Below are 14,033 nucleotides of genomic sequence, written 5' to 3' on the forward strand. Positions count from 1 at the left end.
GCGTCATGATGGACCACGCATCGCCCGGTTTGGCAACCGCTGGCGATACGAACGTCAGCCGCCCGACTTGTCCGCATTGGGGAAGAACAGTTGTTGTCCGTCGACCTTGTATCCGGCGATCGCCGCCTGCCCGTCGGGCGAGATCAGCCAGTGGACGAAATCCTGCCCCAGCTCCTTCTTCACGTTCGGAAACTTCGCGGGGTTCACCAGCATCACGCCGTACTGATTGAGCAGCCGCTTGTCGCCTTCGACGACGATGTCGAGATCGCCGCGCTCCCGAAAAGCGATCCAGCTGCCGCGGTCGGACAGCACATAGGCGTTCGCCGTGCGCGCTGCGTCGAGGGCGGAGGCCATGCCCTGCTTGGCTTCGCGATACCAGCCGCCCTTGTTGCGGGCGATGTCGATGCCGGCGACGATCCAGAGCGCGAGCTCCGCGGCGTGCGTGCCCGAGCGGTCGCCGCGCGTCACGAACGGCACGCCCTTGGCCTCGATCGCCTTCAGCGCGGTCGCGATGTCCTTGCCCTTCACGCCGGCGGGATCGCTCTTCGGCCCGATCAGCACATAGTCGTTGTACATCACATCGAAGCGCTTCACCGCAAAACCGTCGGCAACGAATTTCTCCTCCTGCGGCCGTGCATGCATCAGCACGACATCGACTTCGCCCCTTCGTGCCCCGTCGAGCACCTCGTCGGCGCGCCGCGCGATCACCGTCACCTCGATGCCGGTCTTCTCACGGAAGATCGGCAGCAGATAGTCGAGCAAGCCTGACTCCTGCGTCGCTGTGGTCGTGGCCATGACGATGGCGCGGTCCTCCGCGGATGACGCCGCAACGCTCGCGGCGAGGCCGCAGAGAAGCGCGAGTGCAATGGAGAGGCGGCGGACGGCCATGATCGGGTTCCCACTGGCTATGACGCGATCATGATGATGATCGATTGCGCCGCACTCGTGACGCGTTTGCTCGTTGTGCCCGCCGTGTCGGGAAATTCCGGCAATGCGGCGCGCGCGACTGCCGCAAGATCCGCCCCACGCGAGCGATTCAGGATCGTTCACCAAAGCAGAGATCGCGCGTGGGGATGTGTTGCAAAGCAGCGAGATGATCGGGCATGGTCGTGGCGGACAAAACTTGAAATGCAGATTCCACCTGCGTCGAGCACCAAAAGAAGCAAGAATTTGCATAGGAATGCAGGATGGAATTCCTGACGACCAGCGAAGCCGCCGACTATCTTCGGCTCGGCGAACGCAAGCTTTACGAACTCGTCACCACCGGTGCGATCCCCTGCACCAAGGTAACCGGAAAGTGGCTCTTCCCGCGGCACGAGCTCGACCTCTGGGTGCTGTCCGGACTGGCGCGTCCGGCCGGCATGCTGATCGCGGAGCCGCCGCCGGTCGTCGGCGGCAGCCAGGACGAGCTTCTGGATTGGAGTCTGCGCGAATCCGGCTCGGGCCTGGGATCGATGAGCGAGGGCAGCGCGCGCGGGCTCGAGCGGTTGCAGCGGGACGAGGTGCTGGCCGTGGCCATGCACTTCCACAGCCTCGATGCCGACGGCAATCTCGCCGCCGACGCCAATGCGACGGTCCTGCGAGACGCTCCGGACCTGCATGATGCATTGCTGGTCGCGTTCGTGCGCCGCGAGCAGGGTCTCGTGCTGCCGCCGGGCAATCCCAAGCGGCTGCGCGGCCTTTCCGACGTGCTCGCGCTCGGGGCCAGAATGGCGATGCGGCAACAGGGCACGGGCGCGCAGATGCTGCTCGATGTGCTGCTCAAGCGCGCCGGCGCCTCGACCCGCGATTTGCGCCGGATCGAGACCCCGGCCCTGACCGGGCCGGATCTCGCCGAGATCGTCCGCGCGGGACAAGCCGATTGCGGCATCGCGACGCGTGCGTCCGCGCGCTCGGCCGGCCTCGATTTCGTGCCGCTGGTCTGGGAGAACTTTGACCTCGCGATGCGGCAGCGCAGCTATTTCCGCCCCGCCATGCAGGGCCTGATCCGGTTCCTCAGCGAAAAGCGGTTGCTCCAGCGCGCCGCGGAGCTGACCGGCTACGATCCCTCGCCGGCCGGACAAATCCGCTTCGCCGGCTGACGTTGACGCCCGCCCCCAAATAGTTGCAAAAGAAACCAATTCAGCCGGGCCATACCCGGGGGCACACCGGCCAACGCGCCGGATCAGGGGAGGACAAGCATGAAGCCAACGAGATTTGGACTGCCGGTTGCTGCCGGCTTTGCAACGATGTTCCTGACGACGCTGCTGCCGGGCGCCGCAATCGCGCAGGTGTCGGACGACGTCGTCAAGATCGGCGTGCTCACCGACATGAACGGTCCGGCCTCCGCGCCGACCGGCCAGGGCTCGGTGACGGCGGCGCAGATGGCGATCGATGATTTCGGCGGCACCGTGCTCGGCAAGCCGATCAGCATCGTCGTCGGCGACCATCAGCTCAAGGCCGACATCGGCGGCGCGATTGCACGGCGCTGGTACGACGTCGACCAGGTCGATCTGATCGTCGACGTGCCGGTCTCCGCGGTCGGGCTCGCGGTGCAGAACATGGCCAACGAGAAGAAGCGGCTGTTCATCACCCACTCCACCGGCACCGCCGATTTCCATGGCAAGTTCTGCTCGCCCTATGCGATCCAGTGGGTGTTCGACACCCGCGCGCTCGCGGTCGGCACCGCGGACGCGGTGGTCAAGCGCGGCGGCGACAGCTGGTTCTTCATCACCGACGACTACGCCTTCGGCCATTCGCTGGAGCGCGACGCCTCCGCGGTCGTGACCGCCAATGGCGGCAAGGTGCTGGGCTCGGTGAAGCCACCCTTGGCAACGCCCGACCTCTCCTCGTTCGTGCTGCAGGCGCAGGCCTCCAAGGCCAAGATCATCGGCATCGCCGCCGGTCCGCCCAACAACATGAACGAGATCAAGACCGGCTCCGAGTTCGGCGTGTTCAAGGGCGGCCAGCAGATGGCCGCGCTGCTGGCGCTGATCACCGACATTCACGGCCTGGGCCTGCAGGCCGCGCAAGGGCTGTTGCTGACGACCTCGTTCTATTGGGATCTGGACGACAAGACGCGAGAATGGTCGAAGCGCTACTTCGCCAAGATGAACAAGATGCCGTCGATGTGGCAGGCCGGCGTCTATTCGAGCGTGATGCACTATCTCAACGCCATCAAGGACGCCGGCACGGACGACCCGCTCAAGGTCGCGGCCAAGATGCGGGAAAAGCCGATCGAGGATTTCTTCGCCCGCAACGGCCGCTTACGCGAAGACAATCTGATGGTGCACGACCTCTGGCTGGTGCAGGTGAAGACACCGGAGGAGAGCAAATATCCGTGGGACTATTACAAGATCCTCACGACGATCTCGGGCGACAAGGCGTTCGGTCCGCCGGACCCGGCGTGCGCGATGGTGAAGAAGTGAGGGTGTAGCAACGCGCGAGAGAGGTCGTCACGGCCGGGCCTGTCCCGGCCATCCACGATCTCCGTGCGGCGCCAAGAAGGTGGATGCCCGGGACAAGCCCGGGCATGACGATTGCGGGTACAGGCGCTCGCTACTTCAGCACTCCGATTTCGCGAAAGTATTTTGCGACGCCGGGATGGATCAGCTCGGGCTTTGGTGCGGCGGCGACCGTGTTCGCGGCGGTGGTCTCGCAGGCCTGCGCAAGCTGCTTGCAGAATGTCGGCTCGACGCCATGCAGCGTCTTCGCCAGCCGATAGGCGACATCGTCGGGCAGATCTTCGCGCGTCAGCACAAAACTCCAGGACCCCAGCGAGGCGATCGGCGCGGACTGGTTCGGATAGCTGCCGGCCGGTACGGTGAGCGGCTTGAGGAACGCGTGTTTGGCGCGGATGCGCGTGATCTCCTCGGCACTGGGCGCGATGAAGCGCGCGCCTGATCCGCTCGAGGCTACCGCCGCAAAGCCGGGCCAGCCGATGCCGGCGCCCCAGAGTGCTGCGACGCGGCCGTCCTCGACCATCGCGGGGCCGTCGCCGGCGCGGTCGAGATAGACGGCCTTGAAGTCCTCGTCCTGCTTCAACCCGAGACCATCGAGCACGTAGCGCGCCAGGATCGGCAGGCCCGAGCCTTTGGCGCCGAATGCGACGGGCTGACCGACGAGATCGCGAATGGTCTTGTACGGACTGTCCGCGCGCACCACGAACATGCCGGGGTTGGAATAGATCGCGGTCAGAATCCTCAACCGTACCGGCGCGCGGCCGATGCCGGCGAAGGCTTCATAGGCCGGCTCGCCCGCGACCAAAGCGAGATCGAGCTCGCCTTTCTCCAGAAGCGGAATGTTCTCGTTGCTGCCCTTGGTGTTGCGCGGGGCGATGATCACTTGCGGATCGGCCGCGTTCATCGCTTGCGCGAAGGCGTTGCCATAGAGCGGAAAGCCGCCGCCGGGCGTCGCGGTGCCCAAGCTGATCGTCAGGACGGGTGTCGTGGTCGGAATGGCGTTGCCTCCGGTTTGAGCAGCAGCGGGGCTTGAAAGCAGCGCCGCGCCGAGAACAAGAGTGATAGCGAATCTCATGGTCGGTCCCGGCGGGGGCGCGTCAACATCGACTTGCGGCGATGTAGGCAGCGCCCCGATTTTGTGAAAGCATGCAGCCCAACGACAATAGAACAATGGGAGGCGTCATGTTGCGAATTTTGCGTAACAGTGTTTTCGGGCTGGTTTTCCTTTCTACGCTGTTGGGCGCCGCACCTCCCGCCTCCGCCGCTTATCCCGACCGTCCCGTGCACTGGCTGATCGGTTTCTCCGCCGGCGGCCCGGTCGACATCGTGGCGCGGATCATGGCGCAGTGGCTGTCGGACCGCCTCGGCCAGCAGTTCATCGTCGAGAACCGCACCGGCTCCGGCGGCAACATCGCGGCCGCTGCCGCGATCACCTCACCGCCGGACGGCTACACGCTGCTGTTCGTCGCGCCCAACAACGCGATCTCGACCTCGCTCTACAAGAAGCTGCCGTTCGACTTCCTGCGCGACACCGTGCCGGTGGCGAGCATCATGCAGCTCACCAACATGCTGGTCGTCTCCAACGCGTTCCCGGCGAAGACGGTTCAGGAGTTCATCGACTACTGCAAGGCCAATCCCGGCAAGATTTCCTTTGCCTCGTCCGGCAACGGCACCTCGGTGCACATGTCGGCGGAGCTGTTCAAGGTGATGAGCAAGTGCGACATGGTGCACGTGCCCTATCGGGGATCTGCGATCGCCTTCCCCGACATCATCTCCAACAAGGTGCAGCTGATCTTCGACAACCTCCCCTCCGCGATGGAGCAGGCCAAGGGCGGCAATGTCCGCGCGCTCGGCGTCACCTCGCCGCAGCGCTGGCCGAGCGTGCCTGACGTTCCCGCGATCGCCGAGACGTTGCCCGGCTTCGAATCGGTCGGCTTCTACGGCATCTCCGCGCCGAAGGGCACGCCGCCTGATGTGATCGAGATCCTCAACAAGGCCGTCAACGAGGCGCTGAAGGACCCGAAGCTGGTCGCGCGCCTCACCGAGACCGGCGGCATCCCCAAGCCGATGACGCCGGCCGAGTTCGGCAAGCTGGTCACCGACGAGACCGAGAAGTGGCGCAAGGTGGTGGAGTTCGCCGGCGTGTCGGTGGACTAGCGCCGGGGGAACTGCCGCGCGTCTGCAGCGCGCCAACGCGACATCGGAGGGGACCGAAGCCCCCTCCCAACAAAACGTGCGAAAACAACCCCATGCACAGTAGAAACGTCTTGGGATTACAAGGGGTTACAGAATCGAAAACCGAACCCCCTGGCGTGATTGCCAGAGGGCGGCGGCGAAGGCTCGGCGAGGTGGCCTTGCGCCGTCGGGCAAAACAGGACTATAAGGGCATCATCGCCAATTTCGGTTATTCAAAAATCTCCGACCTTGCCGCGCCGACGTTTCGAACCGCCGGAGCCAGCATTGCACCCCCGCCTCCGTCCCTGTAAACGAACCGCGCACCGTTGCCGGCCGCCGCTTTCGCGGCCGTCCCGCGGCGGGGCCTGTAGCTCAATGGTTAGAGCCGGCCGCTCATAACGGTCTGGTTGCAGGTTCGAGTCCTGCCGGGCCCACCAGAACGGACCCTCGCCTTTGAATTCATTAATCTTTTTAACCTTGTGGTCACCCCCGCCCCACAGGGGGTGACTACTGCTGTTCTAGTCGCGTTCTTTTTCAAGCTGCAGGAATGCGAGTTCACTGGGGCCCACCACCTCGTCGGACGAGGGCCGGACCCACTGCGTCGAGGCGCGTGCGGCTAGCCGCTTACGGTCGGCTTTCTTGGTGTACAGCTGCGCCATCTGATAGCCGGTCCAGCCGAATATCGCGTTCAATGTGGACTCGCTGGCGCCGCCCTCGGCGAAGATCGTCGCCGACGCCTTGCGCAGGCCGTGCGCGGAATAGCCTTTCTTGCGCGATCCCTTACGGCTCACCGGAATGCCGGCGGCCTCGACTGCTTCGCGGAAGAAACTGCCGAGCGCTTCCTTGGTGTAGTGCGTGCCGCGATCGGTGGAGAGGATCGCCAGCCCCGGCGGCGGACAAGACTTGATCGACGCCACCAGCGCGGGGTTGATCGGCACATAGATCGGCATCGTGCCGCCGCTCTTCTCCGTCATCAGGTGGACGAAGCCGCCCTTCATATGCTGCCTGCCTAGCCGGGCTGCATCGCCGCGCCGCAGGCCGACGTAGAGGAACACGTCGAACACCAGCCGCTGTTTGGTGCCGAGCGGCCAGTGCTGTTCGTACTGCTCGATCATCTCGATTGGCCATGCGAGGTGGCCCTCGCCATCGCCACGAGTGACCTTGATGTTGTCGGCCGGGTTACGGTCGTGAAGTTCGTTCGCGACGGCCCATTTGAACAACGCCGCCATGGTGTTCTTGAAATGGCGTCCTTGGTTCGGCGTGCGGGCCGAGACGCCATCCTCGATCTTCTTGCGCGTGACGGCACTGATCGGCAGATCGCCGGCAGCGGTCTCGACCTGCTTCAGGATCGGGCCGCGTTGCTTCCTCGTCCCATGCGAGAGCAGCTCGCCCCAATCGCGCGATTGGCGATAGAGCTTGATCAGCCAGCCAACCGATCCCTTGCCGTCCTTGGCGATCAGCGATGCTGGCGCGACCGGCGTACCGCGCACCACCGCATGGTATTCGGCCATAAACGCTTCGCTGTGATAGAGCCCCTTGATCAGGGTGCCCCGACCGGGCTGACGCTTCGACAGCTTGACGTAGAATTTGACCTTGCCGCGCTTTTCGTAGCGGTGCAGGAATGGGAGGTTAGGTTTCGGCATTTCATCAACTCTCAAAGTTTGAAATCGCGGTGCTTGGGTTCTTCGGGCTTTGGCTTCTCGTCTCCATGCCTCTCGGTGATCACGATTCGGATGGTGCCATCGGGCAAGACTTCCACGGCAGCAGCACCCTCGGCCTTGGCCGCCTTTGTGGCGCGGCTGATGTCGGCAAGGTTAAATCTGGCGGAGGTCTTGCTCATCCCGATCTCATCGCTTTACCCGGCGTCGATTGCCTTTGGTGACCTGGACCAGAGGCTCCGGCTGCAAATGATAATGTGCGAGAGCGTCGTGAAACTTGCGCAACTGCGCGCTCACGTTCACCAGCACCGCGCGTGCTGGCAGGCCGTCGCCGTCCAGCAACTTTAAGCGCTCCGAAATCTTGTCCAGCGTTGTGTGGTTGATGTTGGGGACCGGCGACTCCGGGCTGAGGGCGGCAACGCCTACCAAGATCAGCACCACGTCGGGGGTCTCGCGGACGTTCGCCTGTTCCGCCCTCTGGTAAATATTGCGCAGCCTGCTGTCCCAGTACTGTTCGATTAGAGGCAGGAAGATACCCGGCGCGATGCCACACTGAACCAGCTCGAATGCCAGCGCCACACGGTGCATCTGATCGGGGCCATACTCCAGCTTGCGCCCCTTCCCCGGCTGGTTTTCCGCTCCCAGCATCCCGCCGCGCTGTAGTGCGCCAAACCGAGCGCGGAAAGCCGAGACATCGTCTGGTGCAATGTCGTGCATTTTGACGAGAGCAGCCTCGACCTTCGCGTAACTGACCGTAAAGACGGGCGCGGTGGGCATTTGCAGACCTTTACCGACGGTTCCCGCATTTTGCAGAAAAGTCCCGGCTGAAGCAATAGATATGTTGATCTTTCCATTTAATCAATGTAATTTTTTACATTGCTGCGAGGAGACTCCTGATGCTCTCAAAAACCAAAGGGCGGGATCGTCATCTGGATATTTTGTTCGGTGCGCGTGCGCTCGCTGGGTACATCTTCGCCGACGAGACCCAGTGGAAGAAGGTCTACCCCTTGAAGGAGGAGTTGGGTCTGTTCCGCATGTGTGGCCGGATCTGTGGGCGACCGACGACAATAGATAGCCGCATCTCAGCCCGCGAAGCCGCCAGCACAGCCGAAGACGAAATCAAGGCCGACGAGATCGTCGCTACGAAGCCCAAGCCCGCAAATCGCAAACCGGGCGACGCCGATTTTTTTTAGAGGAACAAGGCCAATGAAGCACGAACTATCAAATGAGAAAGGTCAGTGGCTGTTGCAGGACATCGCACGGGTGCGACGTCAGCGACGCCGGATCGACGTCTATCTCGATTATCTCGAACGCCTCCTGAGGCATTTTCGCGAGATCGACGAAAACTACAAAGCGTACGTGGAGCACTTGAACCCGCTGAAAGACTTCGAGGCTGGGCCTGAGTGGCAGCTGTTTGATCTGATCGAAGACGATCTGATCGAAGGCGAAATGATGTGCAACGCGATGGCCCGAGCCATCAACGGCCTGGATAAGCCCGCCGCACCGCCGTCCGAGGTGGGCGAGGACATTTTATTCTAGTGGAATGCGAGAAGGCATCGCTCAAACGGGCGAGGCCCTCTCTTTCGATCAAAAGGAATTCCTGCGCGCTGTTGGCACAAAGCGGCGGGATCAAGCGAAGGTGCCGATAAGATCAGGAGAACACAAATGGATATGAGACAGTTTGCAGGTTCTTCGTTCATCACCATCGAAACGCTGCGCGACGGACCGCAAGAGGAAGACATCGCGTCGGTGGAACCCGGCAAGTACGACAAGCCGGTCGTGACCTTCAAGAGCGGCACTAAGTTTTCGCTCAATGTGACGAACGTCAACACGCTCATTAAGGCCTACGGGCCCAACGACCAGGATTGGATCGACTGCACCGTCGAGCTGTCCATCGGCTCCGTGAAATACAACGGCAACAACATCGAGTCCGTCATCGTGCGGCCAGTCACTCCGCCGATGCCGCCCACGCAGCGCACGCCGATGAAGACGCCGTCGCCAAAGAACGACATGAACGACGATACCCCGTTCTAACTTTCTGCAGGACAGCGGATCAGGAGCTTCGTGCTCCCGGCCGCATCGCTCAATCCCAAGAAGAATCGCCAATGTCCGCCGCTGGTTTGCCTTCCCTCCAGAAGATTGCCGAACTGCTCGGCGGCGAGGTGCGCGACAATCAGGTGTCTGCGCCGGGGCCAGGCCACAGCGCCAACGATCGCTCTCTCAGCGTGCTGATCGACGCAAGCGCACCGGATGGTTTCGTAATCCACAGCTTCGCCGGTGACGATGCGATCGCATGCCGGGATTTTGTTCGCGACAGGTTGGGCTTGCCAGCGTTCGAGGCGAAGCAAAAGAAAGCCAATGGGAAAGCGAACGGAAAGTGGTCGCCGCTCGCGGAATACGTTTACCGCGACGCGAACGGCGAACCGTATCTTCTCGTCAAGAAATATCTCGACGTCAACGGCAAAAAGCAGTTCCCGCAATTCCACTGGGACGGCACGCAATGGCTCAAGGACAAGCCGGCGGGCCCGAAAATTCCGTATCGACTCCCGGAGCTGCTCGCGGCGCCTGTCACGACGACAGTCTTTTTTTGCGAGGGTGAAAAGGACGACGATAATCTTACCAAGCTCAGCTTCGTTGCCACCACTGCGAGCGAAGGCGCGAATGCATCTTGGGATCCCGCGCTCACACAGTACTTCAAAGACCGGCCCGTCGTGATCCTAGTGGACGCCGACAAGCCGGGCCGAGCGCATGGACAGAAGGTCGCGAAGGCATTGAATGGCGTCGCGGCTTCCGTGAAAGTCGTTGATCTCTTTCCTGATAAAAACGACGGCAGCGATGTTTCAGATTGGCTTGAGGACGATCGCGTCGGCTCTCGGCTGGCGAAGCTGGCCAAGGAATCGGACGAATGGAAGCCGAGCGCAGACGACAGCAAGGCCGACACCAACAGGGCCGACGAGGCGCTGATTTTCGAACTCGCGGCGTTGACGAAGCTGCAATACGCCAAGCGCCGTAAGGAGGCGGCCGACGAGATCGGGATCACGGTTAGCGCCCTGGACAAGATCGTCGCCGAGGCGTGCGGCGAGAGCAAAGATAAAGAGCCGGCGCCGGCGCTCTATGAACACTGGAACGTCGAGCCGTGGGACGAAGCAGTTGACGGCGACGTTCTGCTACGGGCTCTCGTCGAGGCGATCCGCCGGTACGTTGTCATGTCCGACGAGCAAATGCTCGTCGTCGCGACCTGGATCATGCTCACCTGGCTGCACGAACAGATCGTCGTCCACAGTCCGGTCCTGTTGGTGACTTCGCCGCTGCCGAACAGCGGCAAGACGACGCTATTGAAAGTCGCCAGTTTCCTTGTCCGCAACGGATTATCAAGCGTTTCGATCACCGGCCCGGCGCTGTTCAGATCGATCGAGAAATGGGCGCCCACCATCGCGATCGACGAAGCGGATACCGCCATCATCAATAACGACGATCTAAAGGACGTGATCAACAGCGGCTGGACGCGTGGCGAAACGGTGATCCGCTGTGATGATAAAACGCACGAGCCGCGTCCCTACAGCACGTTTTGTCCGAAGGCAATCGGCATGATCGGGCGCAAATTGCCGCCCGCCACGCTCAGCCGATGCCTTGTCATTGCCCTGCGACGCAAGCGCCAAGATGAAGAGGCCCACGACTTCGATCACATTGATAACGAGCACCTCGCCCGATTGCGATCTCAACTCTTGCGATGGGCGACCGACAAGGCCGGGGTGTTAGGCAAGGCCAAACCCGAGAAGCCGCCTGGACTGCACAACAGGACCTGGATGAACTGGCGTTTATTGTTGGCGATCACCGAACAATGCAACTGGAAGCAAGCAGCGTGGAAGGCCGTAAGGGCGATCGAGGAAGTCCATGCCGCCTCCGATCCCGAACTCGGCGTGCAACTGCTAGCGGATATCCGAGATGCATTTGAACGGCTTGGCGATCGGATACCGACAAAGGCATTGATCGAGGCGCTGACGGAGGACCCGGAAGGGCCCTGGCTGTCCTACGGCAAAGCCGGCAAGCCGATCAGCGAGCGTCAGCTAGCCGGGCTGCTCAAGGACTTCCGCCAGGGCCATGGTATTCGGCCGAAGGTGCTACGCGCCACAGGCATAGCCGGCACACCGAGGGGCTACCTTCGAGAGGACTTCGAAGGCGACTTTGCCGCCTACATACTCTCTGTTGCGGCAAAAACCCCATCCGTAGCCGCAACACCGCAACAAGTGAACATTTTCAATGATTTAGAGGCGGAAAGCACCCGCCACACCCCAGCTGTTGTTGCGGATAAAATGCCGCCTAACCAATTGGAAACAAGCATTTGTTGCGGTGTTGCGGATGAGAACCCAGGTTTTGTCGCAACAGACGGTACTGGCCTGGTTGACGGGGAAGCAGACCACATCACATCCCCCTCTGAGCCATGCGCTGACAGCGCAGCCCAGGACGCCGTTTCTCTGCCTGAAGGCGCCGAACTGATCGGCCGAGCCGGCGCCGGCGAACGGTGTTTTTCCTGCGGCAAAGCCGGCCGCGTGTACCTGATTCGGCACCGCCCCGGCGCCGAGCCAGCACCGCTGCACCCAGCCTGCGCCTTTGCCGAGCCCATGGTGGAGCTGCCCCAGGAGATCCACGACGAGCGGCGTGGAGAAGCCGGCGCCGGCGATGAGGATCGCTCCTGTCGCCAGTGTGACGGCATGATCGACGGCACCGAGCGGCACTACCAGATTGATGGTGGGATCTGGCTGCATCCCGAGTGCAAACGGTTCTATCGCGCCAGGACAAAGGAGGATGCGCCATGGTGAAGAGTGGCTGGACGCCAACGATGGAACAGCGTGCAGATCTCGAAGGGCGCCAAGTGAAGTGCCTGATGGCGTCGGAGGGGCACCTTTGGATGCGAGGCTACTTCGACCGGTTGCCGCCAATCGTGCGACACCGGCTTGCCGACAGCCGTTTCAACATTTGTCCTGCGTGTATGGCCGAGGAAGCTCGCAGGGTGGCGTCTCACCCGACGCTTCAATCTATTGCGCTGCGATCGATTTGATCGAGCAGAAATTGGCCCAGGAAAAGTAAGTGGGAACACCATGCTCGATTGGCGCAGCAACAGCCAAGTCGCCGACAGATGACGAGGGCGCGGTTGAGGAGGGGAGTAAACCAATGGACGCCGTGACGATCATCAAGCCCGGACAGTTGACGCGGCAAGAATGGGCCACGCGGCTAAATGATCAGTGGGACCGGATTTGCGAGTCGGCCAAGTGGCTGCAGCCCTCCGGGCCGCCGGTCTGCCCGAGCGACAAGATTCCGATGAAGCTGCAAACGGCGGTCGAGACCGAGCACCCGTGCGAGCGGGAAGCCGCCTAAAAATGGGCAAGCGAACCAACTTCGAACACCGCGAGCGCGATTTCTACCCAACGCCGCGCAAGGCGGCGTTGCCCCTGATTCCACATCTGCGCGGCGTGGGCGCGTTCGCCGAGCCATGTGCTGGGGACGGCGCATTGATCCGGCATCTGGAATTCTTCGGGCTGCGTTGCGTCTATGCCGGCGACATAGCGACCGGGCAGAATGCTCTCGATCTCACACCGGCCGACATCGACGATGCCGACACGATCATCACGAATCCACCTTTCTCGCGTGAATCGCAGCCGCTGCTCCGTCGCCTGATCGCGCACTTCCTGCGCGCCGCCTCGACGGCGTGGCTGTTGCTCCCGGCGGACTTTGCCTCGAACCACTGGTTTGCGCCCTTCCTGTTCCAGTGCTCCGACATCGTGCCAATCGGCCGCGTCCGCTGGTTCGCGGGCACAGAGGGCAACAGCTACGAGAACTTCGCGTGGTACCGCTTCGACATCAGCCACGCAGCCGGTCCGATCTTCCATGCGCGGGGGTCGGCGCCGGGATCGTCGCGAGCCAGCCTGTGCCGGCAATGCGGCCGGTCATATCGGCCGCAGCGATCCGATTCCCGGTTCTGCTCCGACAGATGTCGGCAACGCGCCCACCGCATTCGGTTAGCCGTGACAAAGCGTGACAACCGAACCGACCGGATCGTCGACAATTGAAGGAAGGACGACCATGACGACGAAACCGCCCATGCGCGTCCTGGTGGCCTGCGAATTCTCTGGCGTGGTCCGCGAGGCCTTCCGTGCAAGGGGTTGCGATGCCTGGTCCTGCGATCTCCTGCCAGCGGAACATAGCAGCGAGCACCACCTCCAGTGCAACGTCGAAATCGTTCTGGGTGACGCCTGGGACTTGATGATCGCCCACCCGCCATGCACCCACCTGGCGGTTTCGGGTGCCCGCTGGTTCAAGGACAAGCTTTCAGAGCAGGCCGAGGCACTGGAGCTGGTGCGTCGCCTGCTGGCGGCGCCAATACCGCGCATCGCGCTCGAAAACCCGATCAGTGTCATCTCGTCGAAGATTCGCAAGCCGGACCAGATCATTCAGCCCTGGCAGTTCGGGCACGGCGAGACGAAGGCAACCTGTTTGTGGCTCAAGGGCCTGTCGAAGCTGGAGCCGACGAGTATTGTCGAGGGCCGCACGCCGCGAGTGCATAACGCATCGCCCGGACCCGACCGCTGGAAGGAACGCAGCCGAACGCTGGCTGGTATTGCCGAAGCGATGGCCGGTCAGTGGAGCGGGTGACATGCACGCCGCACCTGACCGCCGGCAACGGCTGCCGAGGGAGAGCGGACTACCATCTACCCAAGTTCGAGCGTGTGATGCGCGTCGATTAAGGAGCGGGGGTTCTGAC

Annotated in this window: 15 protein-coding genes and 1 tRNA gene; 11 read left to right on the forward strand and 5 right to left on the reverse strand. The window is 62.4% G+C overall.

From position 1 onward, the window contains the following. Positions 1–54: 54 nt before the first annotated feature. Positions 55–888, reverse strand: coding sequence for an ABC transporter substrate-binding protein (locus AC0L3C_RS11300; protein WP_473263306.1), 834 nt, complete (start codon positions 886–888; stop codon positions 55–57). 299 nt (positions 889–1,187) lie between these two features. Between AC0L3C_RS11300 and AC0L3C_RS11305 the strand changes: the two genes are divergently transcribed. Next, positions 1,188–2,081, forward strand: a complete 894-nt coding sequence (locus AC0L3C_RS11305) for a substrate-binding domain-containing protein (protein WP_473263307.1) — start codon at positions 1,188–1,190, stop codon at positions 2,079–2,081. Between the two features lie 99 nt (positions 2,082–2,180). Then, positions 2,181–3,407, forward strand: a complete 1,227-nt coding sequence (locus AC0L3C_RS11310; protein WP_473408005.1) for an ABC transporter substrate-binding protein — start codon at positions 2,181–2,183, stop codon at positions 3,405–3,407. Positions 3,408–3,537: 130 nt separating this feature from the next. Here the strand turns inward: AC0L3C_RS11310 and AC0L3C_RS11315 are convergent, their stop codons facing one another. Continuing rightward, positions 3,538–4,515: a TAXI family TRAP transporter solute-binding subunit gene (locus AC0L3C_RS11315; protein WP_473408006.1), complete on the reverse strand. Its 978-nt coding sequence runs from the start codon at positions 4,513–4,515 to the stop codon at positions 3,538–3,540. Between the two features lie 107 nt (positions 4,516–4,622). Here AC0L3C_RS11315 and AC0L3C_RS11320 point away from each other — a divergent pair, with 107 nt between their 5' ends. Both AC0L3C_RS11320 and AC0L3C_RS11325 read left to right on the forward strand, forming a co-directional pair. Continuing rightward, positions 4,623–5,597 (forward strand): Bug family tripartite tricarboxylate transporter substrate binding protein, encoded by a 975-nt coding sequence (locus AC0L3C_RS11320; RefSeq protein WP_473408007.1) that lies wholly within the window; start codon positions 4,623–4,625, stop codon positions 5,595–5,597. A 379-nt stretch (positions 5,598–5,976) separates the two neighbouring features. Next, positions 5,977–6,052, forward strand: a tRNA-Ile gene (locus tag AC0L3C_RS11325). Positions 6,053–6,133: 81 nt separating this feature from the next. Here the strand turns inward: AC0L3C_RS11325 and AC0L3C_RS11330 are convergent. The 3 genes from AC0L3C_RS11330 to AC0L3C_RS11340 are packed head-to-tail and all read right to left on the reverse strand — an operon-like array spanning position 6,134 to position 8,050. Continuing rightward, complete coding sequence (locus AC0L3C_RS11330; RefSeq protein ID WP_473408008.1) at positions 6,134–7,258, reverse strand: tyrosine-type recombinase/integrase; 1,125 nt, start codon at positions 7,256–7,258, stop codon at positions 6,134–6,136. Between the two features lie 11 nt (positions 7,259–7,269). Further along, positions 7,270–7,455 (reverse strand): hypothetical protein, encoded by a 186-nt coding sequence (locus AC0L3C_RS11335; RefSeq protein WP_473408009.1) that lies wholly within the window; start codon positions 7,453–7,455, stop codon positions 7,270–7,272. A gap of 7 nt (positions 7,456–7,462) precedes the next feature. After that, positions 7,463–8,050 carry a hypothetical protein gene (locus AC0L3C_RS11340; RefSeq protein WP_473408010.1) on the reverse strand — a complete coding sequence of 196 codons (588 nt, stop codon included), beginning with the start codon at positions 8,048–8,050 and terminating at the stop codon, positions 7,463–7,465. A gap of 119 nt (positions 8,051–8,169) precedes the next feature. On the opposite strand from AC0L3C_RS11340, the gene AC0L3C_RS11345 reads away from it, so the two are divergent. The 7 genes from AC0L3C_RS11345 to AC0L3C_RS11375 all read left to right on the forward strand — a co-directional run bounded on the left by AC0L3C_RS11345 (position 8,170) and on the right by AC0L3C_RS11375 (position 13,924). Beyond that, the gene (locus AC0L3C_RS11345) at positions 8,170–8,466 is read left to right on the forward strand and encodes a hypothetical protein (protein WP_473408011.1); all 297 of its coding nucleotides are present in this window, start codon (positions 8,170–8,172) and stop codon (positions 8,464–8,466) included. Positions 8,467–8,479: 13 nt separating this feature from the next. After that, positions 8,480–8,812 (forward strand): hypothetical protein, encoded by a 333-nt coding sequence (locus AC0L3C_RS11350; protein ID WP_473408012.1) that lies wholly within the window; start codon positions 8,480–8,482, stop codon positions 8,810–8,812. A 126-nt stretch (positions 8,813–8,938) separates the two neighbouring features. Beyond that, positions 8,939–9,307 carry a hypothetical protein gene (locus tag AC0L3C_RS11355; RefSeq protein ID WP_473408013.1) on the forward strand — a complete coding sequence of 123 codons (369 nt, stop codon included), beginning with the start codon at positions 8,939–8,941 and terminating at the stop codon, positions 9,305–9,307. A gap of 71 nt (positions 9,308–9,378) precedes the next feature. Then, positions 9,379–12,093 carry a DUF3631 domain-containing protein gene (locus AC0L3C_RS11360; protein ID WP_473408014.1) on the forward strand — a complete coding sequence of 905 codons (2,715 nt, stop codon included), beginning with the start codon at positions 9,379–9,381 and terminating at the stop codon, positions 12,091–12,093. 352 nt (positions 12,094–12,445) lie between these two features. Further along, the gene (locus AC0L3C_RS11365; RefSeq protein ID WP_473408015.1) at positions 12,446–12,649 is read left to right on the forward strand and encodes a hypothetical protein; all 204 of its coding nucleotides are present in this window, start codon (positions 12,446–12,448) and stop codon (positions 12,647–12,649) included. 2 nt (positions 12,650–12,651) lie between these two features. Next, positions 12,652–13,341, forward strand: coding sequence for a hypothetical protein (locus AC0L3C_RS11370; protein WP_473408016.1), 690 nt, complete (start codon positions 12,652–12,654; stop codon positions 13,339–13,341). A gap of 13 nt (positions 13,342–13,354) precedes the next feature. Then, the gene (locus AC0L3C_RS11375) at positions 13,355–13,924 is read left to right on the forward strand and encodes a hypothetical protein (RefSeq protein WP_473408017.1); all 570 of its coding nucleotides are present in this window, start codon (positions 13,355–13,357) and stop codon (positions 13,922–13,924) included. Positions 13,925–14,033 lie beyond the last annotated feature (109 nt).

It is taken from the genome of Bradyrhizobium sp. WSM4872, from assembly GCF_055811715.1.